Origin of the sequence: Mycobacterium colombiense, assembly GCF_001672755.1 — a bacterium.
In the GTDB taxonomy this organism is placed as follows: domain Bacteria; phylum Actinomycetota; class Actinomycetes; order Mycobacteriales; family Mycobacteriaceae; genus Mycobacterium; species Mycobacterium colombiense_C.
The window spans coordinates 104,237-131,232 of the sequence record NZ_LZKI01000033.1; the positions used below are offsets into that span (position 1 = coordinate 104,237).

The 26,996-nt window shown below is 64.3% G+C and carries 18 protein-coding genes and 1 tRNA gene; 3 read left to right on the forward strand and 16 right to left on the reverse strand.

What is annotated here, in order from left to right:
• Positions 1 to 21: 21 nt before the first annotated feature.
• From A5708_RS04125 to argS, 10 genes are all read right to left on the reverse strand, one after another.
• Positions 22 to 681, reverse strand: coding sequence for an L-threonylcarbamoyladenylate synthase (locus tag A5708_RS04125; protein WP_065027399.1), 660 nt, complete (start codon positions 679 to 681; stop codon positions 22 to 24).
• The gene (prmC, locus tag A5708_RS04130; RefSeq protein WP_065027400.1) at positions 674 to 1,555 is read right to left on the reverse strand and encodes a peptide chain release factor N(5)-glutamine methyltransferase; all 882 of its coding nucleotides are present in this window, start codon (positions 1,553 to 1,555) and stop codon (positions 674 to 676) included. Before prmC ends, A5708_RS04125 begins: the two co-directional genes overlap by 8 nt.
• Entirely contained in the window at positions 1,552 to 2,625 is a 1,074-nt protein-coding gene (prfA, locus tag A5708_RS04135; RefSeq protein WP_065027432.1) for a peptide chain release factor 1, read from the reverse strand. Before prfA ends, prmC begins: the two co-directional genes overlap by 4 nt.
• A 99-nt stretch (positions 2,626 to 2,724) precedes the next feature.
• Complete coding sequence (rpmE, locus tag A5708_RS04140; protein ID WP_007773875.1) at positions 2,725 to 2,955, reverse strand: 50S ribosomal protein L31; 231 nt, start codon at positions 2,953 to 2,955, stop codon at positions 2,725 to 2,727.
• 190 nt (positions 2,956 to 3,145) lie between these two features.
• Positions 3,146 to 4,996 carry a transcription termination factor Rho gene (rho, locus tag A5708_RS04145; protein WP_065027401.1) on the reverse strand — a complete coding sequence of 617 codons (1,851 nt, stop codon included), beginning with the start codon at positions 4,994 to 4,996 and terminating at the stop codon, positions 3,146 to 3,148.
• 267 nt (positions 4,997 to 5,263) lie between these two features.
• Entirely contained in the window at positions 5,264 to 6,208 is a 945-nt protein-coding gene (gene thrB, locus A5708_RS04150) for a homoserine kinase (RefSeq protein ID WP_419538299.1), read from the reverse strand.
• A gap of 43 nt (positions 6,209 to 6,251) precedes the next feature.
• Positions 6,252 to 7,334, reverse strand: a complete 1,083-nt coding sequence (gene thrC, locus A5708_RS04155; protein WP_065027402.1) for a threonine synthase — start codon at positions 7,332 to 7,334, stop codon at positions 6,252 to 6,254.
• Complete coding sequence (locus A5708_RS04160; RefSeq protein WP_065027403.1) at positions 7,331 to 8,653, reverse strand: homoserine dehydrogenase; 1,323 nt, start codon at positions 8,651 to 8,653, stop codon at positions 7,331 to 7,333. The genes thrC and A5708_RS04160 overlap by 4 nt, the downstream gene beginning before the upstream one ends.
• 3 nt (positions 8,654 to 8,656) lie before the next feature.
• Positions 8,657 to 10,075 (reverse strand): diaminopimelate decarboxylase, encoded by a 1,419-nt coding sequence (gene lysA, locus A5708_RS04165; protein ID WP_065027404.1) that lies wholly within the window; start codon positions 10,073 to 10,075, stop codon positions 8,657 to 8,659.
• Positions 10,072 to 11,724, reverse strand: coding sequence for an arginine--tRNA ligase (gene argS / locus A5708_RS04170; protein ID WP_065027405.1), 1,653 nt, complete (start codon positions 11,722 to 11,724; stop codon positions 10,072 to 10,074). Before argS ends, lysA begins: the two co-directional genes overlap by 4 nt.
• Positions 11,725 to 11,851: 127 nt before the next feature.
• On the opposite strand from argS, the gene A5708_RS04175 reads away from it, so the two are divergent.
• From A5708_RS04175 to A5708_RS04180, 3 genes are all read left to right on the forward strand, one after another.
• Positions 11,852 to 11,924 (forward strand) — tRNA-Arg (locus tag A5708_RS04175).
• A 267-nt stretch (positions 11,925 to 12,191) separates the two neighbouring features.
• The gene (locus A5708_RS27920) at positions 12,192 to 12,392 is read left to right on the forward strand and encodes a helix-turn-helix domain-containing protein (protein ID WP_081292811.1); all 201 of its coding nucleotides are present in this window, start codon (positions 12,192 to 12,194) and stop codon (positions 12,390 to 12,392) included.
• Positions 12,389 to 14,599, forward strand: a complete 2,211-nt coding sequence (locus tag A5708_RS04180) for a phage/plasmid primase, P4 family (RefSeq protein WP_065027406.1) — start codon at positions 12,389 to 12,391, stop codon at positions 14,597 to 14,599. Before A5708_RS27920 ends, A5708_RS04180 begins: the two co-directional genes overlap by 4 nt.
• Positions 14,600 to 15,407: 808 nt before the next feature.
• On the opposite strand, the gene A5708_RS26620 is transcribed toward A5708_RS04180, so the two are convergent.
• The 6 genes from A5708_RS26620 to A5708_RS04205 all read right to left on the reverse strand — a co-directional run bounded on the left by A5708_RS26620 (position 15,408) and on the right by A5708_RS04205 (position 26,994).
• On the reverse strand, positions 15,408 to 16,016 hold the full coding sequence (locus tag A5708_RS26620) for a hypothetical protein (protein WP_155765882.1): 609 nt from the start codon (positions 16,014 to 16,016) through the stop codon (positions 15,408 to 15,410).
• A gap of 83 nt (positions 16,017 to 16,099) precedes the next feature.
• Entirely contained in the window at positions 16,100 to 16,858 is a 759-nt protein-coding gene (locus A5708_RS04185) for a DUF4268 domain-containing protein (RefSeq protein WP_065027407.1), read from the reverse strand.
• A gap of 13 nt (positions 16,859 to 16,871) precedes the next feature.
• Complete coding sequence (locus A5708_RS04190; RefSeq protein WP_231117806.1) at positions 16,872 to 17,996, reverse strand: McrC family protein; 1,125 nt, start codon at positions 17,994 to 17,996, stop codon at positions 16,872 to 16,874.
• 49 nt (positions 17,997 to 18,045) lie between these two features.
• Positions 18,046 to 20,289: an AAA family ATPase gene (locus A5708_RS04195; RefSeq protein ID WP_065027409.1), complete on the reverse strand. Its 2,244-nt coding sequence runs from the start codon at positions 20,287 to 20,289 to the stop codon at positions 18,046 to 18,048.
• A 19-nt stretch (positions 20,290 to 20,308) separates the two neighbouring features.
• Entirely contained in the window at positions 20,309 to 24,181 is a 3,873-nt protein-coding gene (locus A5708_RS04200) for an Eco57I restriction-modification methylase domain-containing protein (RefSeq protein WP_065027410.1), read from the reverse strand.
• Positions 24,178 to 26,994 carry a helicase-related protein gene (locus A5708_RS04205; protein ID WP_065027411.1) on the reverse strand — a complete coding sequence of 939 codons (2,817 nt, stop codon included), beginning with the start codon at positions 26,992 to 26,994 and terminating at the stop codon, positions 24,178 to 24,180. The genes A5708_RS04200 and A5708_RS04205 overlap by 4 nt, the downstream gene beginning before the upstream one ends.
• Positions 26,995 to 26,996 lie beyond the last annotated feature (2 nt).

Consider the following 26,996-nt stretch of genomic DNA (forward strand, 5'->3'; position numbering starts at 1 on the left):
GCACCCCGACAACCGCTCCAGTCAGGCCGGGGCGGTCAGGCTTTCGGGATCGACGGCGAGCACTTCCGCGATCCGATCCACGCTCACCGGGCCCGGCCGCAGAATCCGCGGCGTCGCACCGGTCAGGTCGACGATCGTCGAGGCGGCCCCCTGATCCGCCGGTCCCGCGTCCAGATAGACGTCCACCAGATCGCCGAGCTGACTGCGCGCCTCGTTGGCTTCCACGGCCGCCGGACGGCCGGAGATGTTGGCGCTGGACACCGCCAGGGGCCCGACCTCACGCAGCAGTTCGATGGCAACGGGATGCAGCGGCATGCGCAACATCACCGTGCCGCGGGCGTCGCCGAGATCCCACTGCAACGACGGCGCCTGGCTGACCACGAGGCTCAACGCGCCCGGCCAGAAGGCACGGATCAGGTCGCGGGCCCCGTCCGGCATGGTGTAGACGAGTCCCTCGATGGTGTGCCAGGAGCCGACCAGCACCCCCACCGGCATGTCGCGCCCCCGGCCCTTCGCCGACAGCAACGCCGAGACCGCGGCGCTGTTGAACGCGTCGGCGCCGATGCCGTACACGGTGTCGGTGGGCATGACGACCAGCCGGCCGCCCTTGAGCGCTCCCGCCGCCGCGGCGATTCCAAGTGAGCGCTGACCGGGATCCGCACAGTCGAAGACCTCAGTCATTGGCGACGTCCCCTCCCCCGGCTGTCGACCTCCTGCGAGCCGTCACGAAACGCGGCCGGCCGGTCAGGTCCGCCCGGGCCTGGACGTCGTCGAATGCTGCTGTGCGATCGAACAATTCCACCGTCTGCGCCGAGGTGGTGTCGTCGTGCTCGACGCCGATCAGCCCGCCCGGGCGCAGCCAGCGGCGGGCGAGGGTGACGAGGGGGACGATCACCGCCAATCCGTCCGGGCCGCCGAAGACCGCCTGGTGCGGATCATGTTGCGCGACTTCGGGATCCAGCACGGCATCGTCGGGAACATAGGGCGGGTTGGCCACCACCATGTCGACCCGACCGTCCAGTTCGGCGAGCAGTGCGGGCGGGGAAGCCAGCTCGGTGACGTCGGCGCGCAGCAGCTCGATCGCGGTGCCCTGCGCGTTGCGGCGCGCGTAGTCGAGCGCGGCATCGGAGTTGTCGATCGCGATGATCCGCGCGTCAGGCAGATGGTGGGCCAGCCCCACCGCCAGAGCGCCCGAACCGGTGCACAAATCGACGATGACGGGCCGCGGCGCAAGTTGTTGCGCAACAGCCCATTCCAGCAGGGCCTCGGTCTCCGGGCGGGGTACGAAGACCCCCGGTCCGACCTGCAGTGTCACGGGACCGAATGCCGCGGTCCCCACCAGATGTTGCAGCGGCACCCGTTGCGAGCGCGCGGCCACCACGTCGCGGTAGCGCCCGAAAAACTCCGCACCGGGCGGGTCAAGCAGGGTCAGGCGCCCGCGGTCGGTTCCCGCCAGGTGGGCGGCCAGCTGTTCGGCATCCCAACGCGCGGAATCGATTCCCGCTTCGGCGAGGGTGGCCGCAGCATCGTCGATCGCGCGCCGCAGGACGTTCATGCCTGTTGCAGCCGGGACTGCTTGTCGGCGGCGGCCAGGGCGTCGAACAGGGCGTCTAGGTCGCCGTCGAGGACCTGGTCGAGGTTGTGCGACTTGAAGTTGATGCGGTGGTCCGCGATCCGGTTCTCCGGGAAGTTATAGGTGCGGATGCGTTCGCTGCGGTCCACGGTGCGGATCTGGCTGGCCCGGTCCGCCGACGCATCCGCCAGCGCCTGCTCCTCGGCCAGGGCCTGCAGGCGGGCGGCCAAAACCTGCAGCGCGCGGGCCTTGTTCTGCAACTGCGAGCGTTCGTTCTGGCAGGTGACGACGATACCGGTGGGCAGATGCGTGATGCGCACCGCGGAGTCGGTGGTGTTGACGCCCTGGCCGCCTTTGCCCGACGAGCGATAGACATCGATACGCAGGTCCGACTCGTCGATCTGCACCTCGCCGACCTCTTCGGGTTCGGGATACACCAGCACGCCGGCTGCCGAAGTATGAACGCGGCCTTGGGATTCCGTCACCGGGACGCGCTGCACCCGGTGCACTCCGCCCTCGAATTTCATCCGCGACCAGACCCCGTCGGCAGTGTCTCCCTTACTGGCGATGGCCAGGGTCGCGTCCTTGTAGCCGCCGAGGTCCGAGGTGGTTTCGTCCAGCACGGTGACGGTCCAGCCGTGCCGCTCGGCGTAGCGGATGTACATCCGCGCCAGGTCGGCGGCGAACAATGCCGATTCTTCGCCGCCCTCTCCGGATTTCACTTCGAGCACGATGTCGTCGGCGTCGTGCGGGTCACGCGGCGCCAGCATGTCGGTGAGTTGGGTGTCCAACTCAGCCACCTGGGTTTCCAGATCCGTCACCTCGGCGGCGAACGACACGTCGTCGGCGGCCAGCTCTTTCGCCGTTTCCAGATCGTCGCGCGCGGCCACCAGCTTGCGGTAGGTACCCACGATCGGGGCCAGCCGGGCGAACCGCCGACCGGCCTTGCGGGCCTCGTCGGGATTGCTGTGCAATTCCGGATCCGCCAACCGCCGCTCGAGGTCGGCGTGCTCGGCCAGCAGCACATCGATGGTCTGTACCGGCTTGGTCACCGCCACACCTCCTGTCCCGCTTCGCCTGTCACTACGCCGAACGCAAACCGACGCCCGGCCTGTGCGACGGTGCGCACAGTTCGGGCGTCGGGAACCGAGCTATTTGTCGGCAGCAGCGCCGGCGTTGCGCTTGCCGTACCGCTTTTCGAAGCGGGCCACGCGGCCGCCGCTGTCGAGGATCTTCTGCTTGCCGGTGTAGAAGGGGTGGCACTGCGAGCAGACCTCGACGACGATGTGTCCACCGTCCTTGGTGCTGCGCGTCTGGAAGGTGTTGCCACACCCGCAGAGCACCGTGGTCTCCCCGTAAGCGGGGTGAATGTCAGCTTTCATGATGTCCTCTTCGATCGTTTGCCGCCCGCCCCCGTCCAAACTCGAACGGTCGGGCGTGAACTCCGAACCTCAGGCGGTTGTCGGATAATCGAGCCCCGATTATGCCAGGTCAACCACCATCATCCCAAACAGCGAGCTGCGCCCGTCCATTCCCGGTGACGCGATCCGGTCTCGCGTCACCGCCAGTGGGCTAGTCGTTGTCCATCGCCCCGGGTGTCGTCTTGGACACCTGAACCAGGAACTCGTAGTTGTTCTTCGTCTTACGCAGCTGCGACATCAGCAGGTCGATGGCCTGATGCGAGTCCAGCCCCGACAGCACGCGGCGCAGCTTGTGCACGATGCCGAACTCGTCCGGCGACAGCAGCAGCTCGTCCTTGCGGGTACCCGACGGGTTAACGTCGACCGCCGGAAAGACCCGGCGCTCGGAGATCTTGCGGTCCAGCTTGAGCTCGGCGTTACCGGTGCCCTTGAACTCTTCGAAGATGACCGTGTCACCGGTGGATCCCGTCTCGACCATCGCGGTGGCGATGATGGTCAGCGACCCGCCTTCCTCGATGTTGCGGGCGGCGCCGAGGAACCGCTTGGGCGGGTACAGCGCGGTGGAGTCGACACCACCGGACAGGATCCGGCCCGAGGCGGGCGACGCGTTGTTGTAGGCGCGCCCGAGGCGGGTGATCGAGTCGAGCAGCACCACGACGTCCTTGCCCTGTTCAACCAGCCGCTTGGCCCGCTCGATCGCCAGTTCGGCGACCGAGGTGTGGTCTGACGGCGGGCGGTCGAAGGTCGAGGCGATGACCTCGCCCTTGACCGAGCGGGTCATGTCGGTGACCTCCTCGGGCCGCTCGTCGACGAGCACGACCATGAGGTGGCATTCCGGGTTGTTCCTGGTGATCGCGTTGGCGATGTCCTGCAGGATCGTGGTCTTACCGGCCTTGGGCGGCGACACGATCAGCGCGCGCTGTCCCTTACCGATCGGCATGATCAGGTCGATAACGCGGGTGGTCAGCCGGTCGCTGGTGGTTTCCAGACGAAGGCGCTGGTTGGGATACAGCGGCGTCAGCTTGGAGAAATCGGGGCGCTTCTTGGCGTCCTCGACCGAGCCGCCGTTGACGCTGTCCAAGCGCACCAACGGGTTGAACTTCTGCCGCTGGTTGGGCTGTTCGCCTTCCTTGGGCACGCGGACAGCACCGGTGACGGCGTCACCACGACGAAGGCCGTTCTTGCGCACCATGTTCATCGACACGTAGACGTCATGCGGGCCGGCCAGGTAGCCGGAGGTGCGCACAAAGGCATAATTGTCGAGAACGTCAAGAATGCCGGCCACCGGCTGCACGACATCGTCCTCGCGCAGCTCTGTATCGCCGCCCTCGCCGGAGCGCTCACCCCGGCGGCGGCGGTCACGGAAGCGGCGTCCCCGTCGGCCCTGACGGCCCTCGCCGTCGTCGTCCTGCTGGTTCGAGCCGCCGCGGCCCTGCTGGCCGCCGGAGTTCTGATCCTGGTCGCCGCCGCCGTCTTGGCCACGGTCGTCATTCTGGTTGTCTTGCTTGGCCTTCTCGCGGCGGTCGCCCGCACCGGGAGAGGCGCCCTCACGGCTGCCTGAGCTCTCGCGGTCGGCCTCTTCGTTGCCGCGGGTGGAGGATCCCGCTTCGCGGGAAGCGCCGCGTCGTTCGCGGCGGGGCGCCTCGGTCGTACCGTTCTGGTCGCCCTTGGCCGCCGGCGCGTCGGCGCTGTTGTTGTCGTTCTTGTCGTCTTTGTTGTCCGGCTTGCCGCTGTCCTCAGCGGGCTTGGCGCCATTGGCGGGAGCGCCGTTGGCCTGCCCCCGGACTTCCTTGATCGCGGCGATCAGTTCGTTCTTACGCATGCCCGACGTCCCTTTGACGCCAACTTGATTGGCCAGCGCGCGCAGCTCGGGCAGCACCATCGTGGACAGTGATCCACCCGAGACGTTGGGTTTCGCGTCTGGAGTGTCTGTGGTCACGGCATTCGAGAGTTGATTGGCGTCAGTGTTTTCGCCAGCCGTGAACAGGTCCGTATCAGTCACGGATTTCCTTTCTTTCCCCCGCTGATCAGGTCATACGGGGGGTTCGTTGCATTCAGGCAAATTGCCGAGTGCGCCCAATCATCGACATTGCAACGGTGATCGCCTGGATTGGCGGAGTAAACGGCGAACCTCGTCCACAAGAAGAATTGGTGTGTCCTAGCGGCAAGGCAGTATGGATGCAGATGCAGATGCTGCGATTGCTGGACGCGTCCGAGGATAGCCCCCATCCTTGCCGGAAGCAAGCAAACCCTCCGGCCACGCCGTGGATCAACCGACGACGGTGACTCCGGGACTCCAGCGAACTGGTTCGCCAGTGGCCATCTCAGCGATGGCAAACCCGTTGGCCTCGCCGTACTCCGCCACTTCCGGGGGCAGCTCTGCCTCTGTGGTTAACGCGATCAGCGAGGGCCCAGCCCCGGAAAGCGTCGCTGCCACCTTATGACGCCGCAGCAGGCGCAAATATTCCGCCGAGGCCGGCATGGCCGGTGCGCGCTGCGGTTGGTGCAGCACATCTTCGGTGGCCGCCATCAGCAGGTCCGGGCGTTCGGTGAGCGCGACTACCAGTAGCGCGGTGCGACTGACGTTGAAGCGCGCGTCCTCGTGGCTGACCTGCGGGGGCAGCAGCACGCGCGTCTCGGCGGTGAGCGAGCGTTCCTCAGGAATCGCGGAGTACAGGTGGATATCGGGGTGTAGCCGCAACGGCACCGCCGCGTACCGGGGACGATCGCCGCTGCGATCAACCCACGAGACGACCGCGCCGCCCAACACGGCGGCCGCGGCGTTGTCGGGATGACCCTCGAACTCCGAGGACAGCTGGATCAGTTGGGTTGCGCTGAGGGGCGTCCAATCCGTTTGTGCGACAAGGCCGTTTGCGGCCGCCAGGCCGCCGACCACCGCCGCTGCCGACGAGCCGAGGCCGCGCGAATGCGGGATGGCGTTACGGCAGCGCACCGCCAGGCCCGGGGCGCGAACCCCCGCTGCCCGCAGGCCGCACTCCAGCGCGCGCACCACCAGATGTTCGGGACCCACCGGCAGCTGGCCCGCACCTTCGCCCTCGACCAGCACGACCAGGCCGGAATCGGTTGTCTCGACGATGATTTCGTCGTACAGGCTCAGCGCCAGACCGATGCTGTCAAAGCCGGGGCCAAGATTGGCGCTGGACGCCGAAACCACGGCGCTGGCCACCAGCCCGGCGGGCAGCATCGCGGTCATCAACAGCCTTTCGCGCTTGCGATCGCCGCGCTTGCGATCACCACTAGGCCAGCCCCAGCTTTTCGACCACGAGGACCGGGTCCACCGGCAGCGGGGTCACGGTCGGCATGTCCCGCAGCGCGGTGTCGGGGTCCTTGAGTCCGTTGCCGGTCACGGTGCACACGACCGTCGACCCGCGGGCCACCCAGCCGTCGTCGACGGCCTTGAGCAGTCCCGCGATGCTGGCCGCGGAGGCGGGTTCGACGAAGACGCCTTCGGACTCGGCCACCAGGTGGTAGGCGGCCAGGATCTCTTCGTCGGTCGCGGCCAGGAAGCGGCCGTTCGATTGCTGCTGCGCGTCAACGGCCGCCGTCCACGACGCCGGCGCGCCGATGCGGATCGCGGTCGCGATGGTCTCCGGGTTCCTGACCGGGGCGCCGTGCACCAGCGGGGCCGCACCGGCCGCCTGGGTGCCCAGCATGCGCGGCAGCTTCTCGATCAGGCCCTCGTGGTGATACTCGGTGTATCCCTTCCAATATGCGGTGATGTTGCCCGCGTTGCCGACCGGCAGGGCGTGCACGTCGGGCGCGGTTCCCAGCGCATCGACGATCTCGAACGCCGCGGTCTTCTGGCCCTCGATGCGCACCGGGTTGACCGAGTTGACCAGCGCGATGGTCGGAAAGTCGGCGGCCATCTTGCGGGCCAACTCCAGGCAGTCGTCGAAGTTGCCGTCGATCTGGATGATCTTGGCGCCGTGCATGACCGCCTGCGCCAGCTTGCCCATCGCGATCTTGCCCTGCGGTATCAGCACCGCACAGGTGATGCCGGCGCGCGCCGCGTAGGCCGCCGCCGACGCCGAGGTGTTTCCGGTCGACGCGCACAGCACCGCCTGCTGGCCGCGCGCCAGCGCATCGGTGACGGCCATCGTCATGCCCCGGTCTTTGAACGAGCCGGTGGGATTGAGGCCCTCGACCTTGAGATGAACGCTGCAGCCGGTCTTTTCCGAGATGCGGCTCGCCGCGATCAGCGGGGTGCCGCCCTCGTGCAGGGTGACCGGGGTCCAGTCGTCGCCCACCGGCAACCGGTCCCGGTACGCCTCGATGAGACCGGGCCACGGCTTGTGGACGGCGGTGCGCGGGGCGGTCATAGGGTGGTCCCTTCCAGTCGCAGCACGCTGGTGACGCTCTGCACGACGTCCAAATCGGCCAGTGCGTCCACGGTTTCGGACAGCGCGGCATCCGTGGCGCTGTGCGTGACCACGACGATGCGGGCCCCGACCCGTCGCCCGTCTTCGTCCGAGACGCCTTCCTGACGAACCTCGGCGATGCTGACCTCGCGCGTGGCGAATTCGGCCGCCACCGAAGACAGCACGCCGGGCTTGTCGGCGACGTTCATGCTGACGTAATAGCGGGTCGAGATGACACCCATTGGGGCAATGGCGAGTTGGGCATACTTGGATTCCCTCGGCCCGCGGCTGCCCAGCACGCGGTTGCGCGCGGCCATCACCATGTCACCGGCCACCGCGGACGCGGTCGGCGCGCCGCCGGCGCCCTGACCGTAGAACATCAGCCGGCCGGAGGCCTTGGCCTCGACCACCACCGCGTTGAAGGCGCCGTTGACCGTCGCCAGCGGGTGTGACAACGGCACGAGTGCGGGATAGACGCGCGCCGAAACCCGCTCCTGGCCATCGGTTGTGATGCGCTCACAGATGGACAGCAGCTTGATGGTGCACCCCAAGGCCCGGGCCGATTCGAAGTCGGCCGGGGTGACTTTGGTGATGCCCTCGCGGTAGACGTCGTCTGCGGTCACCCGGGTGTGGAATGCGATGGACGCCAGGATCGCCGCCTTGGCTGCGGCGTCGTAGCCCTCGACATCGGCGGTGGGGTCGGCCTCGGCGTAACCCAGCGCGCCGGCTTCGGCCAGCGCGGTGTCGTAGTCGGCGCCGGTGCTGTCCATCGCGGACAAGATGTAGTTGGTGGTGCCGTTGACGATCCCGGCGACCCGCAACACCGTGTCGCCGGCCAGCGACTGCGTCAGCGGACGGATGACCGGAATCGCGCCCGCGACGGCCGCCTCGAAATACAGGTCGACATGCGCACTTTCGGCGGCCTGCGCCAGCTCGCCGGTGGAGGTCGCCAAGAGCGCCTTGTTCGCCGTGACGACCGATTTACCGTGCTCGAGGGCGCACAGGATGGCCTTGCGGGACGGCTCCACCGGCCCCATCAGTTCCACGACGATGTCGACGTCGTCGCGCGCGGCGAGCGCTTCGATGTCGTCGGTGAGCAGCTCGACGGGGACACCGCGGTCCTCGGCGACGCGGCGCACTCCGACGCCGCGCAACACCACGGGTGCGCCGACACGAGCGGCGAGGTCATCAGCGCTGTCCTCGATGATTCGGACAACTTCGCTGCCGACGTTGCCCAATCCGAGTACCGCTACACCGACCGGCTTTTCGTCACGGGGCACAGTTCACCTCACTTCCAGACTCAATAGATCGTCGACCGTCTCACGACGCAGGACCAGACGGGTGCGCCCGTCGCGCACCGCGACGACGGCGGGGCGGCAGATCATGTTGTAACGACTCGACAATGAATAACAGTAGGCACCGGTGGCGGCGACCCCGATCAGGTCGCCCGGGCGCAGATCTCCCGGCACCCAGGTGTCGCGCACCACGATATCTCCGCTCTCACAATGCTTTCCGACGACACGAGCCAGCTCGGCTGGTGCATCGCTGAGCCGCGAGACCAGCCGGGCGTCGTACTGCGCGTCATAGAGCGCGGTGCGGATGTTGTCGCTCATGCCGCCATCGACGCTGACGTAGCGCCGGTGCGCGGTGGCGCTCACGTCGACATCCTTGACGGTGCCCACCTCGTAGAGCGTGATGGTGCCTGGCCCGGCGATGGCCCGCCCCGGCTCGACCACCAGCCGCGGGGTGGGCAGCCCGACGGCCGCCGACTCGTTGCGCACGATCTCGCTCAGCTTCGCGGCCAACTCGCCCATCGGCGGCGGATCGTCGGCGGCGAGATAGGAGATGCCCAGTCCGCCACCCAGATCCACCGTGGAGATCTGCGCGGTCTTCTCGACACCGAATTGCTCGACGGCCTGGTGTAGCAGACCGATGACCCGGCGTGCGGCGAGTTCGAAGCCGGCGACGTCGAAGATCTGCGAACCGATGTGACTATGCAGGCCCACCAGTCGCAGGTGCCGGGTCTCGAATACCTTGCCGACGGCGTCCAGGGCCGCGCCGCTGGCCAACGACAACCCGAACTTCTGGTCCTCGTGCGCGGTGGAGATGAACTCATGGGTGTGCGCCTCGACACCGACGGTGAGGCGGACGAAGACATCTTGGACGATGCCCGCCTCCCCCGCGATGGCCTCGAGGCGCTCGATCTCGACCGTCGAGTCCAACACGACATGGCCGACACCGGCTTTGACCGCGGCCGTCAGCTCGGCGACAGATTTGTTGTTGCCGTGGAAGGTGATCCGCTCGGGCGGGAAGTTGGCGTGCAGCGCGACGGCCAGCTCGCCACCGGTGCAGACGTCGAGGGACAGGCCTTCTTCGTCGATCCAGCGCGCAATCTCGCTGCACAGGAACGCCTTCGCGGCATAATGCACGTTCTTGCCACCGCCGAAGGCCGACGCGATCTCACGGCAGCGGGACCGGAAGTCGTCCTCATCGATGACGAACAGCGGGGTCCCGTATTCCTGGGCGAGGTCGGTCACCGTGACGCCCGCGATGCTGGCGACTCCGGCTTCGTCGCGAGCGACGTTGCGCGGCCACACATTCGGCGCCAGCAGCAGCAACTCCTCGGGGGACTGCGGCCGCAGCGGGCTTTCGGCGTGACGGGCCTCTTCGGCGTGCCGAGGTCCGGCGGGGTGAACGTTCACATTCGCTCCGGAGCGGTGACGCCCAGTATCGCCAGGCCGTTGGCGATCACCTGGCGGGTCGCCTGGCACAGCGCCAGGCGCGCGGTGTGCAGATCGGTCGGTTGCTCGTCGCCCTGCGGCAAGACCCGGCACGCGTCGTAGAACCGGTGGTAGTCGCCGGCGAGGTCTTCCAGGTACCGGCATACCCGGTGGGGTTCGCGTAGCGTCGCCGCAGTGCTGAGCACCCGCGGGAATTCGCCGAGGGTGCGCAGCAGCGTCCCCTCCTTGTCGTGGCTGAGCAGCTCGAGGTGCCCGGTGTCGGGGATCAGGGCGAGCTCGGCGGCGTTGCGGGCCAGCGCCGAGAGCCGGGCATGCGCGTATTGCACGTAATAGACCGGGTTTTCGTTGGACGCCGACGACCACAGGGCGAGGTCGATGTCGATGGGGGTGTCCACCGAGGAACGGATCAGGCTGTAGCGCGCGGCGTCGACGCCGATGGCCTCGACGAGGTCGTCCAGCGTGATCACCGTTCCGGCCCGCTTGCTCATCCGGACCGGCTGGCCGTCGCGGACCAGATTGACCATCTGACCGATGAGCACCTCGACTGTGGCCGGGTCGTCGCCGAACGCGGCCGCCACGGCCTTGAGCCGGGCGATGTAGCCGTGGTGGTCGGCCCCCAGCATGTAGATGGCCAGGTCGAAGCCGCGCTGCCGCTTGTCCAGGTAGTAGGCGATGTCACCGGCGATGTAGGCGGGCTTGCCGTCGCTCTTGATGACGACGCGGTCCTTGTCGTCGCCAAAGGCACTGGTGCGCAACCACGTTGCGCCGTCCTTCTCGTAGATGTTGCCCGTCTCGCGCAGCCTGCCGATGGCTTCCTCGACCAGGCCCTTGGTGTGCATCGAGTCTTCGTGGGTGTAGACGTCGAAGTCGGTGCCGAACTCGTGCAACGACTCCTTGATGTGGGTGAACATCAGGTCGACACCGATTTCGCGGAAGGTCTCGCGCATCTCGGCGTCGGGCTGGCTCAGCGCGTCGGGCGCCTTCTGCAACACCTGGGTGGCGATGTCGTTGATGTAGGCGCCGGCGTACCCGTCTTCCGGGGTGGGCTCGCCCTTGGCCGCGGCGACCAGTGAGCTGGCGAACCGATCGATCTGGGCGCCGTGGTCGTTGAAATAGTATTCGCGCACCACGTCGGCGCCTTGGGTGGACAGCAGTCGGCCCAGCGCGTCGCCCACGGCGGCCCAGCGGGTGCCACCGATGTGGATCGGTCCGGTCGGGTTGGCCGAAACGAATTCCAGGTTGATGTTGCGGCCGGCCAGCGCGTCGGAGTGACCGAAGCGGTCGCCGGCGTCGATGACGTTGTTGACCACGACGGCTTGCGCCGACGCCTCGAGGCGCAGGTTGATGAATCCGGGTCCGGCCACCTCCGCCGACGCAATGCCGTCGGCCTGGGCGAGCGCCTCGGCGAGCCATCCGGCCAGCTCGCGGGGGTTGGCGCCGACCTTCTTGCCCAGCTGCAGCGCCAGGTTGCTGGCGTAATCGCCGTGCTCGGGATTGCGGGGGCGCTCCACGGTGACCGTCTGCGGCAGCGCGGCAGCATCCAGCCCGCGCTCGGCCAGCACCGCGGCGGCGGTGGTTTTGAGCAGCTCAGCCAGGTCAGCGGGGGTCACGAGCGTCCATCCTATTGGCTGGGGTGCCCGCGCCCCGAATCCATTGCGGTGGCGGGGCGGCCACCGCGATGCGTTAGTCTGTCCGTGCTTGTTCGAAAGCCCCATGGCGCAACAGGTATGTCGGTGCGCCCCCGTAGCTCAGGGGATAGAGCGTCTGCCTCCGGAGCAGAAGGCCGCAGGTTCGAATCCTGCCGGGGGCACCCTTTCTACCAGGCATCTTACCCCACATGGGAATGGCCTACCCCCAACTTACCCTCGATGCCCTCCCCCGGCGTGTCCCGAAGGTTTCGCTAGCCGGCGCGCAGGTCACCGCACGCATTCGCGAATAACAAGAGTGGTATTCAGGGCCCAACAAGAGTAATGTCGGTAGCGCGAAGGGCATATGACTCGGAGTGCGCCAGGCCCACCAAGCGAGCGCGGACCACAAGTGTTGATTTCGTACATCCACTCGAAAAGGTCCCTTCGCGATGCCCGCTACTTCTACGCCTCCCCGACGTTATTTGTCCACTAACGAAATTGCCGAATTTTACGGTGTTCATCCGAACACAATTCGGAACTGGCTGGCTGCCGGGAAAATCAAAGCGCATCGCTCCCCTGGTGGGCGCTTGTACCGCTTCGATATTCACGAACTCGAGGCGGCAACAATCGACATCGACAACAGGCGATGACGACGAACGGAAGACTCGACCCCACCCATCTCGACCAGCTGGCCAAGAGCGGCATAGACCCAGTATTCGCAGCGCAACGGGGCTACGAGACCATCGAAAACACTACGTCGCTGAAAGCGCTGGGCCTTGCCAAAGCCGCGCACCACCTCGTTCCGGGTCTGATGTTTCCACTGCTGCACGCTGACGGTTCCGAGGCGGGCTGGCAATACCGCCCCGACAACCCGCGACTACGCAAAGGCAAACCGGCGAAATACGAGATACCCACCGGTCAGTCGAACGTCATTGACGTGCCGCCCGGTGTGGGTGACTGGCTGCCCGATCCCGGCGTTGAGTTGTGGGTCACCGAAGGCACAAAGAAGGCCGACTGCGGTGCGATCCGTGGACTGTGCATCGTGTCGATCAACGGCGTCTACGGCTGGCTGGGAACCAACGGTTCCGGTGGCAAGACGGCACTACCGGACTGGCATGACATCGCACTGAACGGTCGGCGGGTGATTCTGGCGTTCGACAGCGACGCGTCACGCAAACCGCAAGTGCGCAGGGCGCTACGTGAGTTCGCGGACTGGCTGAAAATCAAGGGTGCCCGTGTCGAGTACTTGCACCTGCCCGACAACGATGACGCCAAGGTCGGACTGGACGACTATCTGGTAGACGGGCACACCATCGCCGAACTGCATGCGCTGGTGAAAGACAAACCACCGGGCGATGACAGACAATCGCTTGTCGGACCGCCGAATTGGCCCAGGTTCGATGATGCCCGTATCAGCGAGTACATCGCAGAGCGATACCTCAAAGCCCGGTTCCGGCATTCCGGTGGCCTGGGATGGATGCACTACGACGGCAGGCGCTGGTCGGGCGTGGGTGAACCCATCGTGACGGAAGCCGTGCGGCAAGCGGTGCTTGAGTTTCACGGCGAGGCCCTGCAACTGTATGCCACCGGTGCCATCACACAAGACCAGTTGGATAAGACGTTCGGATTGCTTTCCGCCAATCGGATTTCGGTCATCGTGAAATTGTCCAAGGGCTACCTGAACAAGCCGGATCATAGGTGGGATGCCCACCCCGATTTGCTCAACGTCGCCAACGGTGTATTGGACCTACGGGACGGCTCGGTTTCCCGGCACGACCCCGATCTGCTGCTCACCAAGCTGTGCCCAACTGAATACGACGGCAGCGCAGAGCATTCGGACTGGACGCAGGCACTGGAAGCCGTACCGGAGCAAGCACGCGAATGGCTTGCGCTGCGGCTCGGGCAGGGCCTGACCGGCCACCCCACGCCGGACGACGTGCTGTTGTTACTGAAAGGAACCGGAGAGAACGGCAAGACCACACTCATAACCGGGATTCTGAAGGCAATCGGCTCCGATTACGCGGTGATGTTGCCCGACCGAGCACTGCTGGCGCGGCCCAGCGACCATCCCACCGAAATCATGACGCTTCGCGAGGCGCGGCTGGCGATCATGGAGGAACTGCCGGAACTGGGCCACCTGAACGTCAAGCGGCTTAAGACGATATGCGGCACGCCGGTTCTGTCGGCCCGGTACTGCGGAAAAGACACGGTGTCGTGGGAAGCCACCCACACGGTGATCGTGACGACGAACTACTGGCCTCGGGTGGACGAGTCCGATCACGGCACCTGGCGTCGACTGATGGCACTGGAATTCCCATTCTGCTACCGCAAGTCACATGAGGAACTCGTGACCGGTCTCGACAAGCGTGGCGACCCCGGCCTACGGGACCGGATCAAACACGGTCTGGACAAGCAGCACGAAGCGGTGCTGGCGTGGTTGGTGGCTGGTGCCGTGAGGTGGTACCAGGATGGACGGGTCATGGGCGAACCGCCGGCCGAGGTAGCCAACGCTCTGCGGGAATGGCGGGCTGGCGCGGATCTGTTGCACTCATTTCGTTTGGAGATGATCGTCTTCGATCCCGCTGCTCACATGATGAGTACGGACGTGCAGAAGATGCTCGAGGAATGGCTGAAGGCACGTGGGCACGCCGTATGGTCGGACCAAACGTTCACCGATCGGTGGGCCGCCCATCCCGACGTGATGGCGGCTGGGGTAACCAAAAAAATGGTCCGCAGAACTCAGCCCGGGTTGCATCGCCCGCGGCTGGCCGGTAGTGCCGTTCCCAATCAGTTTCGGGCCTGGCTAGGGATGAGACCGCGATACGACAGTGACGACGTGGACAAGAAAAAACTCTGAAATTGTTCTCAAGCTTATTTGATGGTGCTTCAGAACCAATGGACGATGGGTTCCTTGGATTAGCAAGCAGCATTAATGGGTGACACGTCCTGTAATTCAATGATTTTGGTGCAGCTCGCCGGTAGACTTGATAAAAGCGAGATCACGATGTGAGGTGCTGCGAATGGGCTGGCATTATCGCCGAGAAACGGAGACGGGTCCACCGCCTCCCGCCTGGATTTTTGTTGCGAGCACCTGATGGCCAAACGACGTACCTATAAGCGCGACAAGCGGGGCCGCTTCGCATCGACTGGTAGCACCCGAGTCAAGCGGATCAGACGCAAGATAGATCGCCGCCGTCCCCGATATGTGCGAGGAAGCCTTGGCAAGACGATTCGTGTCGGCCGCGTCGGCCCCGGCGGCGAATACGCGGGTGTGCACGTCGGGGCCAAGCTTCGCACCAGGCGTCGCGGCGAATACTACGTCGGCGTTTCGGCCGGCCGCAGAATAGCGACGCCGTTCTCGCCCTATTAGGGCATCAGCTAGACAGTGTGGCGGAGGGATCTGAACCCTATCCATACCTGCATTCTGGGCGCCATGTACGGGCTGAGCTGCACGTATCCATCACAGCAGATGACCCGCAATCACCCTTCATCACGAGAAAGTGTAGGCAAAACCTGGGCGGGCTTTGTCCCCGACAAGATGCGTGTCGGGGCGCACCGATGATCGGCGAACGGCAGGCTGATGTCGCTCCAGTCCAGCCACAAGCGGGCCGCTCATCGAAGTGACGTGACGGGCTTGGCGTCGTGCATTCAAGCGCAACGGCAATTCACGCGCTGTAGTTCGCTTGGTAGTGGCGGACACATGCCCAATAGGCCTGACCGCCGGTCCCCCGGGTCAGCAATTCGGCAGGGCCATTTATCGGATTCCATGTTGCCGTGTAGGTTGGCTCCCCCGCCGCTGCCGTATTCATATCCATCTCGCGGCGGTAGCAGCCGCCGTCGACATTCGCCTGGCTTCCTATCAAGTACCAAATCTTGCTTTGTTTCTTCGCCGCATCGACGGTCCTGGGGACTCGGGGATCGCTGTTGTCCGCTACTTCTTGTGTCGGCTTGTGTAGCCAGTTCTCGCGGCTCCAGCGAAGCTTTGGCACTCGGGATTCATCGGAATGGACCGGCTTTGGAATCTCTGCCGAGACCGGCACTCGACCCGCCAGCCAAGCTCGCAGCACGTCGTGCTTTGCGTTCGTGATCCTTTCGACGTCACCGTTCGCGGCGCGCTTTACCGCGCTCTCGACGGCGTCGTTCGCCGAGTATCGGACTTCGATGGTGACGGCGCCCTTGGTGAAGACGTCAGCTTCGTCCGTTGACTCGACCTGCCATCCGGAGCCATCCGCGATGTCGACGGTATCCAGTCGAGCGCCAGTTCCTTCTGCCAATGGGTGCCTCCTCCTACACAGTTGGGCCGCAAAGGTAGACCGTAAATCTCGACTGAGTCTGGTCGGCCCTGGATGAGGAATTGTCAATACCCACGAATCGTCCGCCCGACGTCTAGACCCCCTACTGCTTCAATGGCTCGTTTGAAGCGGACATGCTGTTCAATGAGCCAATCCATCATCGTTGGCCATTGATCGCGATCATCGATGCTTTCGAACGGCGACACAACGTACACGCGAGTGTCATTTTTGCCCGCCATCTCGTCCCACACCACGCTCTCTCCAAACGCGCGTTCTAGCTGGTCCTTCTTTGCTTGCAAGGCTTCAAAGCGAGCTAGGTTGACCGCCGGGTCGGGATCTACGAATGCCAGCTCTAGACGCAGGGGCCCGGGTTTAAAAGCCGAACAAAATATGGTCCGGGGCGTACCGGCGGGGAGGGTGGCATTCGGCGAGGTTCTCGACGTGCCTGCTCGCGCCTTCCAGTCGGGGTGTTCGGTGGCCACTCGGTCACGAAACTGTAGCCAGAATTCCCAGTAGAGCTGAGATCGTGCAGCGGTCGGACCTGTAGTGATGTCCGCCTCGGCTTGCTCTTGATAGTCGTTCCGACCGGTCAGCCATGATCGAACTTGGTCGACCTTCGCGGCCGCGTGCTCCCCGATCCTTTCGACGTCACCGTTCGCGGCGCGCCTTATCGCGCTCTCGACGGCGTCGTTCGCCGAGTAGCGGACTTCGATCGTGACGGCGCCCTTGGTGAACACGTCAGCTTCGTCCGTTGACTCGACCTGCCATCCGGAGCCATCCGCGATGTCGACGGTATCGAGCCGAGCGCCCGTTCTTTCTGCCAATGGTCAACCCTCCTCAACAGTTGAGCTCGAGTACCTGGATAGGGGTCATCGTGCGTGCAAGGCTGTCAACCTGCCGGAGCAGATCAACCGGCTCCACTGCCAAGTCCAGCGCGTGGCAGCGGATTGTCACCCCAGCGTTCTGGACGGTATGGATGCTCACCGGCTCGTTGCCCTTCGCGTAGACGAGGTGCCCCTCCCCGAGTCCGAGAACCGTGCAGTACGCCAGCATTTGATAGAGATCGGCGTTCGGAAAGCCTTCAGGGCGTTCGGCTTTGTACTTGGCATCGACCACCGCCGCCGGTGACCCGTGCCGGCGGCACAGGAGGTCCGCGCGCATGTCCACCTGCTGCTCATCGTCCAGAAACAGTGCGGCCTGCGTCTCGCAGTGCCAGCCGCGCTCCGTGAAAGATTCGCGCAGGGCGACTGTGACGAAGTCCTCGAAGATGCGCCACATGTCGAACATGTAACCGGTCACGGTGACGTCGCCGAGGTGGTGATCGAAAGACTCAGCGGCCAAGACGATCTCCGCCAGACGCAGTGCCGGCTCGTAGCGGGCATTGAGCCGACTCGGCTGCCATCGCGGAACTTGGGTGCCGCGAGCGGGTACCGAGACTTCAGCCAGTGCGCGACGAAGGCGCTGCAACTGCTTGCGCGCGGGCTCGCTGACACGCGGGACGGTCAACAATCGCAGCGTGGCCAACGCCAGGAGTTGGTTCTCGGCGATGTCCACCGTGAAGTCGTCATATTCGACCGCGATTGGAACCGGCAGCCCATACAGCCGGTTCATCTGCTCGCCGGCCAGGATGCGGCCGCGCAGCACCGGCAGCGTGTCGGTGATCGTTCGGTATCCCTGCAGTAGTCCTTGTTCGACTGCGCGGGACGCAAGACGCGCGAAAGGCTCAGCGACAGCGGGCAGCAGATCGTCGGCGGCTTCGAGCGCCACTGGGTCGTCGCGCCATATCTGCGGGTTCTGTGCGTACCCGAGCAAGAACAGCAGACGGTTCAAGTCGGTGATCTTCGGCCGAATCACGAGCTGGCGCCCGCCAACGGTGACGGCACCGATCTTTCGACCCGGGGTCACGTCGAACAGGCCATCGTCCAGCGTCGGGGTGACCACCGCTATGCCCAGATCGGCCAACGCGCGGTACTCCGTGACTGACAGCCTGACCGTCTGGGGCGCTCCGCCCTCAGTTAGAACCAGCGGTTCCAGCATCGTCACTCGATTCGGCATCGACCTCAAGTGCCGCAGCAGCTTTCGCAGAGATACTCTTCTTAAGCACGTCCAGCCCGTATCGGGCGCGGACGTCGACGTTGCGATCGCCGAAATGGTGCTCCTCAAGCAGCGGCAGGATGTCGGTGCGCCACATGAGCTCCAGGGCTTTACCCGTGGGGTCATGGGCGATCCCGTCGCGCATGAAGTACGACGGACCAATCTTGAAGTCGGCGTCGGCAATGCGCGAGTTCAGTTCCTCATGCAAATCGGCCAGTCTGCTCGGGTGGCCTTTGGAGGCCAGCCAGCTCCGGAGGATCCCGCGGGTGGGTTCCTCGGACGGGTGTAGTGGCAGAAACGCGAATCGGCGCCGCAGTGCGCCATCCACGAGGGCAATGGAACGGTCCGCAGTATTCATGGTGCCGATTACGAAGATGTTCTTCGGGAGTGAGAAAGGCTCGGAACTGTCCGACGAATACATCAGGTCGATCGTTTGGTCTCGATACTCCAACAGGAAGTAGAGCTCTCCAAAAATTTTCGCCAGGTTGCCGCGGTTAATCTCGTCGATGATCAGAACGTATGCGGCAGCAGGGTTGTCGGCGGCTTTGTCGACCAGTGATCGGAGCGGGCCGGCCTTCAATGTGAACCCGATCTGCCCGGTAGCCTCGCCTTGTGGCCGGAAACCCTCGAAGAAGTCTTCGTAGGAGTAAGCCGGGTGGAACTGGACCAGCTTCACGTTCGATTTGTCGGTGAGATAGCTGGCGAGTTCCCTTGCAATGTAGGTCTTTCCAGTGCCTGGTGGTCCATAAAAGATGAGTTGGCGACGTTCCCGGAGGAGGTCGATGCAGTCCTGCAGCCAGTCGACGCCGACGTGGAGCCGTTCCGCCAATCCGCTCGTGGCATCTGGCAGATGAACTGCTTCGGACTGTGGCCCTTGTGGGCGACGCTCCGCCAACGCGGTAAGCGTCTCCAGGTGTTGGCTCAAGTCCAGAACCTCGCCCTGCGCACTTAGACGCCCGGCGATATCGTCGGGTAGATCGCCCCACGGGCATGGATGATCGAACCACTTCACCGGCCGGCGCAGGTTGGATCGGCCGTCGCTACTCGCGACGAACTCAGCGGGACCGGTGACGGAGCCAAAGTGGACAGCACCCTGACTCACCGTGACGATCAGATCGCCGGGGTGCATACGCTCCAGGAACGCAAGGAACTCGTCGAACTTTTCTTGACGAGCGGCATAGCCCGAGGAGCCATAATCCGTTTCGACGAACTCTTTGAGTTCATCGCGCATGACATCAACATCAATCCGCCGTAGCAGGCTCGCCGCCAGCGACACCGACTGCTTGCGCCGCCAGATCGGCACCATGTCTTGGCCTTTGACGTTGGACCCGTGAATCTTCCATGCGTGCTGCACGGCAGGCCCGGGTGTCTTCAACCAACGCTCTATCCACGGCTTCGCGTAGAGGTCGACGTGGCCACCCTCGGCCTCGGTGATCGCTTCATAGATCTGGGCAATGTCGGTGTCGAGGTCGCCGGACGGAGCGGCGAGGTACTTTCCGGCGAGTCCGTCGCGAAGTGCCGTCCGGTGGTCGATATTCACGATAGGCAGATAAAAGTGCGGGAATGCCAAGTACAGCAACGATTGCCGTTGGGCTGCTTGGCCGGTCGGAACAGCGTTGACTTCTTCACGGAAGATCAGCGGTTCGGCTAATGCGTCGACTTGGCGCTGTTCAGGCAGCGATTTGAAGTGGCGGGCGAACTGAATGAGGTACACGATCTGCGCCCACCGGTAGGTGGTGAACGCCTGACCGCCGTTGAACACTCCACCGCCCAGCAGTGCGGCCTCAACGTCATCCGGCAGCGTGACCGGGGCGCGGCTCATGTTGAGGACGTTCTCCACCTGTTTCACCTTCAGCGTGCCGCCGAGATTCGTGATGGGAAGAGTGTTCAAAATGAGGAGCTCGGCGAAAAGCTGCACAGCGGCCGGCGACGTGCCAGCCAGCTGGTGCTCCAGCTTCTCGAAGAAGCCACCGGGACCGGCGTCAGGTCGATCGACGTACTCCCTGGTGAGTTCATCGAGATTCGCCATGGTCCAGACCGCGTGCCCCGGCGTAAGGAGCGAATCGTCCTTGCCGAGGCCCGAATCAATCTGCCGCCGACCGATTCTCTCGACCCCAATTGCGGCCTCGCGAGCGAAAGTCCCGACCTCTAGCTCGGTCATCGCGCTGCTCCCCTACACGTCATGATGCACTCACTTCATCGAACGGTGATACATACGGCACCCCGAGTTCCTCCGCTTCGGCCATCCCGTCGTATATCTCCAGAATCATGCGTTTAGTGCGGTATTCACCATGTGCAGCTATGTCTTTGCGTTTGACGATCGGAAAGGTTTCCATGACATACGCAACCTCGTCGTGATTCAGGCCATACAAGCGAAAGTAGTAAGCGTCAAGCTCTGCGCGAATCCGCATGCGTTCATCGGGATCAGTAATCCAGGCGTTAAGGCGGTCAAATCTCGAATCGACCCACTCAGAGTGGACGCTGGCGAGACCGGCACCGGGCGGTGGCACCGCTAGCTGTTGGACCGTCCCAAAAGTCATGTTTGTTCCACCTAGCTTCTGCCGTGCGATGAAGTCAAGTGCGAAAGATGACCATGCACCCGCTAGCCCGGAGCGCGCACCGTCGGATATGGCCAGTGGAAGACTATTACCCGCACCAACTCTGGGAATCAGGCTAGCGATGAACGTTCGTTCATCGGTTGATCGAGCAACCCAACGCCATCCCAGGAACCCCGACTTGTTCCAGCTTCCGGCAAGTTTCGCATTGACTTCCCTTTCTGCGACCCAGTAACGCGGGATTGGCGGTATCCCCTCAGCCTTCTCCGTGTCACTCATTCGGCGCGTGGTGCCATCGCGTTCGTAAGTGGCCCAGCGCGTGTCGTAGAGATGGATCATCTTGGCTTCGTACAGCGGCAGCATCCGCCCTTCGCCGCGCTTGAATACGTTGCCGTTCAGCACCCATCCGTCAGCTTCCAGCTCATCGCGGGTATGGAAGAGGTGTGAGTCGTTCGACATGTGAAACATCGTCATGAACGAGATGCCCCAGGGGTTTCCGTCGGGGTCACCATTGCGAATCAGCACAGGCACCCGCTTGTAGATGCCGAGGGTGATCTCCGCATCGCGCCGGGTCCGGAAAACCGGACAGGTTCCTGTGTTCGGGTTCAGCAGCGTGATCTCTTCCGGCGTGAGTTCGTAAACTCGTTCCGCGCGTAGGAGCTCTAACGTTGACTGAAGGTGGAAGGCAAACGATGCGGCACCCTGGTGCGTGTTCCTTCCGCCAATTGTTATTAGGCAGAACGGATTGCGGTCATCGGTACCGATGAAGAACTTTCTGATCTCAAAGAAGGCAAACAGGCTCACCAACGCCGCTTTCTCCACGAGATCTTTGAAGTAGTACTGGGTGGTGGCATCCGTCGCGATGCCCAAGGGCAAGATCGCGCCGAGTCTTCCGTGACCGCCGAGAAGGTTTCGGTTCGATTCTGCGAACACCGCGTAGGTGTTGATATCGCCACGGCCGGCCAGCGGGTAACGACCTGACGTCCGCAACAGGTGCGAGATGCCCTCCGCACGCCGTTTTTCCGCGGCAAAAAGCTCGTCCAACGCGGGATTCGTTTCAGGAAGCTTCGCGATGAGTCGCTTCCGGGCAGCTGCGTTGGGAGCCTGTGCGATCTCGGGGTCCCGTGCGGCGAAGAACTCCTGCGCTTGGAGCTTGACCCGCTCCCACGGAGGGTTTCCGATCACCGCGGAAAACCCGCCTGCCCAGCCGGTGGAGGGATTGACGGTGTCGTCGCCTGTCGCGGTCGTCGGAAAGATGTGTGGAAACTCCAAGTGCCAGTGAAAGAACCGGTACTGGGCGGCCAACCGCGTGACTTCGGCGCGGCTACGCTCACTGAGGCCGTCGCGCCCCTCGGCCAATTCAACGATGGTCCCGTGGGTGATGGCTGTCGGTGCGCCGGAGGCCTTGGGCCACACGAATGCTGCGCACCAGGCGTCGGCTGCCAGCCGTTGCCGCCGATAATCCTCGGAGTCGGCGTAGGCACGCAGACGCTGCTGCTGGACGTGAATGTCGGCCAGCGATAGAGCGGGTAGGGCTACGACGTTGTGAATGCTCTCGCCCAATTCGGTGTTGGCAGCCACGACGTCGATATCGAACAGGCTGTCCTGGGCGCTGCGCTCGGCTCTGTTCTGTCTGGCCAACGCTCTAGCGATGCTTCTGTCGTCACCCTCGATGGGCCTGAAGGCGTCGTCGGGCAATCCGCCAGCTATTAGAGACGGCGTCGTACCGACGAGCGCGTTGCCCACTTTGATCTGCGCGTCTAGGAACGTCAATGGCCGTCCCGGCTCAAGGGCTTCCATCCAGAGTGAGACTTTGGCGAGCTCGGCGGCCAAAGGGTTAACGTCGACCCCGTAGATGCATCTTCCCGTGACCTCCCGCATCGCGGAGCGGACGACCTCCGGTGCGGGTTCGGGGTCTCCTGTGCGCAGTGCCGCCACTCGCTTGGCGATCCGACGTGCTGCGCCGACCAGGAAATGGCCACTGCCACAAGCTGGGTCGCACACAGTGACCCGGAGCAGCGCCTCGAGCGGCTCAGTGCTTTTCTCTGCCTCATCGAGAACCGGTTCGAGCGCGGTATCCAGAAGGGACTCGACCAGCGAGGTCGGCGTGTAGTACGAGCCGGTGTCCTTGCGCTGATTTCCCGATACGATGGACAGTTCGTACACCTTGGTCGCGGGGTCCCAGCGTGGCACGAACTCCAGCAGGGCTTCGTAGATGCTGCCGAGCTCTTCGGCGCCGAGGTTGCGATAGTCGACTACACGAAGCACGCCCGATCTGGGCTCACGGACAACCGACAGCGATCGGACTGCCGATTGCAGGGCCTGGTTGCTCAGCGAGCAGTAGGTGAGGAAGTCGAGTTCGCCGCTCTCGAACACTCCGCCGATACCAGGTATGCCGAGTTCGGGAAGGCCGTCGACGCTGCCGAGCGCGCGCCATACCAACGTCAGCGCTTCCCATTTGTCTCCGTAACGTCCGCCGTGGCGTCGCCGCGAGGTCCGCCGGAGGCGGTCGGTCGAGAAGTACGTGAGGTACCGCTCGCGCGCCTGTGGGGTTGATTTCGGGTTGAGCAGAGCACCACGGTCTTCGGCGACGAACGTGAACAGCAGCCGGTAGACCACTCGGAGCAGCGCATGGTGGACATCGTCCACCGCCAACCGTCGTTCAGCCAGGTCGTCCCTTAGCGCGGTGTTGGAAGGGTGAGTGAGGAACCCGACGCCGAGTGTTTGGAGTGCCTCGATGACACCGTCGCGCAACAGATTCAGAGCTCGTGAGCCTGACTCGACGGCGTCCTGGCGCCATTGTTCGAGCCAGCAAGATGCCGCACCGATTTCAGTGTCCCGCGGTTCGACACGCGAGACATGGCACAGCGTGTAGAGCAGAAGGAAGTCAGCGAACAAGTCGCCGTCGAAGATGGCATCGACGTCGAATTCGACGTACGCCGACCCGACCAGCGAGGTCGAATCCCGTAGCAGACGCAGCGTCGTGCTGTTGACCAGGATCGCCCAGAGGTGCTCGTCGGAGCGGTTGAGAAGCTCCTGAACCATGGACTGCGGAGAAGCGCCGGCGGCCCCAGCGGCGCCCTTGGTGCGGGTATCCAACGGAATTCGACCGAGCAGATGGATGGGGACACAGCCCCATTCGTGGGAGACGGGGAAGTTCTGGTCGGCGACGGTGATGCCGCCTTTTCCGGTGGTGGGTACTCGGCCGTATCCGAGTTGTTCGAGCAGCACGAGTGTGAATCGTTCACGGGTCAACGACGTGGCCGGATCGTTGTCAGGCAATTTCCCTAGCGCCTGCCGGTATGTCGTCCACGCTCCGCGCAGGTAGGCCCAGACCCGGTTTGCGGCATCGCGCACGGATTCGCCTGCGGGCAGGTGGAAGTCGTCGGACCTGAGTCCCGCGACGTCAGCGCCGGTGGCAATCCTGGACACCAGGTCCGCGGGCAGGAGTCCGCCCTGAATGCGGACGCCGACGAGGGACGTCGGGCCATGGCTCATTGGGTGCCTCCCGCGGGCGGCACGAACACGAAGACACCCAGGATGTCAGCTGCCGGCTCAACGGTGACCTTCAGGCCACGGACAATGTCGGCGGATGCTTGGCGTACGCGGTGATGCGATTCGAGTAGTCGTTGCGCCAACGATTCGCCATGGCGTTCGAGGTGGTCGCTGATCTCGTCCAGGTTGTCGAGGCTCCTGGTGAGGAAGGTCTGCGCCTGGGCCTCGGGTACATTGCCTGAGGGGGTCGCGTTCAGAAGCGCCACCGCTTCGGCGGGTTCGAGCCAAGTCGCTTGTGCGGGAGCGCCTTCGAATGCCAGGGTGGCGAGGTCCTCGGCGACCAGTTCGCGAGTCCCGGTGCGGGAGGGCAGGGTGAGATGGAATCGATATCGCACCAAGAGCAACGTGGTGCGCGTGGAGATTGCCGTGGTTCGGACCACCGCGCAGCGCCGAGCCGGTCGTTGGTCGGGCGGCAATTGGCTGTCGAGCGCAGATTCCAGCACGTAGTTCGCGATCGCTTCGACGGTTGTGTCGGTGCGATTGAGCACAGCTTCGCCACGAGCCACTGGCAGGTCGGTGTTGAACGGTAAGGGTTCTTTGCGGCTGGGAGGGATCGCGTCGCGCAGGCCGAGCGGCAGCGGCGTCAGTGTGGCGGTGAAGCCAGAGTCGGTGGTGGTGCAGGTCGACCGGAGTGATTTCAATGCGTGTTTTACGAACTCGTGGACCTCGGGGTTGGTCCCCAGCGCCTCGCGGGATTCCCGTAGTTCTTCGGCGACCTCCTCGGGTTTGATGCCGTGCTGGGCGTACTTGGTCAAGGCGACCTTCTCGCGTTCGGCAGCCGAGTCCCAGTGCGTGTAGAGGGCGTCCTGCTTTTGTTGAATGTCCAGTTCGAGACCGAGTTGTTCGGGATCGCGCCCGCGCAGCAGCAGGCCTTCCATGAGGGCTTCCACCACGGCGTCGGTGTTGTCGGGTACGGGGACAGACACGCCGGTTGCTTTGCGGATGGCTTCGTGTTTGCGCAGCAGCACGTCGAGCACAATGCCGTCGATCTGGTTGTCGCGACCATATAGCGTCGCGGCGCGGACTGTCTTGGCGCGCTGGCCAAACCGGTCAACTCTGCCTTCCCGTTGTTCGTGGCGGGTGGGATTCCAAGCCAAGTCATAGTGAATGACGGCCTGGAAGTTTTCCTGCAGGTTGACGCCTTCCGACAGGCAGTCGGTGGCGATTAGGACGTGCCGTCCCGCGGTTTCGGCGAGTTCGGTGATTCGGGCGACTCGTTCGTCGGGTGGGAGTGTTCCGGTTACGGCACGCACAGTCACGTTCTTGCCGAGCGCTGCCGAGAGTTGTTCCGCGACGTATTCGGCGGTATCGATGAAGCGGCAGAAGACGATTGGATCGCAGTCCTGCGCTTGGACCTCCTTGACCGCCTTGATGAGTGCGGCGATCTTTTTATCGGGCTTGCCTTCGAGCTTTTGGGCCTCGGATAGAAAGCCGCGGAGTCGTCGCACCTTGGGATTCTGGGAACTCTCGCCGGGGTCGGCGCCTGGGGTGACGTCGGCCGCATCAAGTGCTTCATCGTCAGCGCGGTCGAGGACCACGGCTCGGCCGATCGCGTCGGCCTCCTCCTCAGACCCGGCGGCCGCGGATGCTGCTCGGGTGCGCAGTGTCTGCGTCGCTGCCCGCGGTGAGGATGCCAGGGCTCGAAGCAAGGCCAGTGCCGACCACCAATTGACGCGCCGCGCTACTCCGCCGTCACCGCTGCGTACGGTCTCTCGCGCGAAGTCGAGCACCTTGTCGAACAGAGCCCGGTATTCGGGGCTCAAGGTGTAGGGAATCTCGCTGGTGAGCCGGTCCTTGGGGAACGGCGTGTCCTCGTCGAGGTAGCGGCGAATGTCGGCGCGGCGACGCTGAACGAAATGGCGGGCCAGGTGTTCTCTGCCGCGCCGGTCTTCCAGGTCCACGGTTGCTAGTTCCTGGTCCAGCAGACCGAGCAAGTTGCGGAATGCTTCTTCCTTACCGCTGTGCGGGGTTGCGCTCGCCAGGATCAGGTGGCGGTCTTGGTCCGCGGCGAGATCCCGGATGAGTTCATATCGTTGGGTGCGCCCCGAGCCCGACGATGTGGAGTCGGCGATACATGTGTGGACTTCGTCGACGATCACCAAGTCTGGGCAGGTACGCAAGAACTCGTGTCGTCGCCGAGCACTCTTGATGAAATCGGTCGAGATCACCGTGACCGGATACCGCTCGAAGATGGACTCGGCACCCACGAGGCCGCGTTCGAGACGCCGCACCGTGCTGGGAAGCACGAGTTCGGCTTCGAGACCGAATTTTTCGCGCAGTTCGCCCTGCCACTGTTCCGCCAGGGCCGCGCTGCACAGGACACCCAGGCCGCGAGCATCGCCAACCGTCAGCAGTTCAGCGGCAATGAGACCGGCTTCGATGGTCTTGCCGATACCGACGTCGTCGGCGATCAGCAGTCGGACGACGTTCTGGCGCAACGCCATCATCAGCGGCACCATCTGGTACGCGCGCGGTTCCACCGCGATGGAAGCCAGGCACCGGAACGGCCCCGCAGTGGAACGGAATCCGATTCGCAGCGCGCTGCGAAGCATCGATGCGCTCAGGTGATCGCCGAGATCGTCAACCACTGGTGGTGGGAAGGTCGCCGCGGTGACTCCTTCACTGATGAGCACTCCAGCGACGTCGTCGTCGACCCCGCCGAGCGGGCGAAGGACCAAGAAGTCGTCGGTGCTCTCGGGCAGCACGACCCACTCGCGACCGCGGGCGGTTACCAGATTTCCCGGGGCGAAAGCCATCG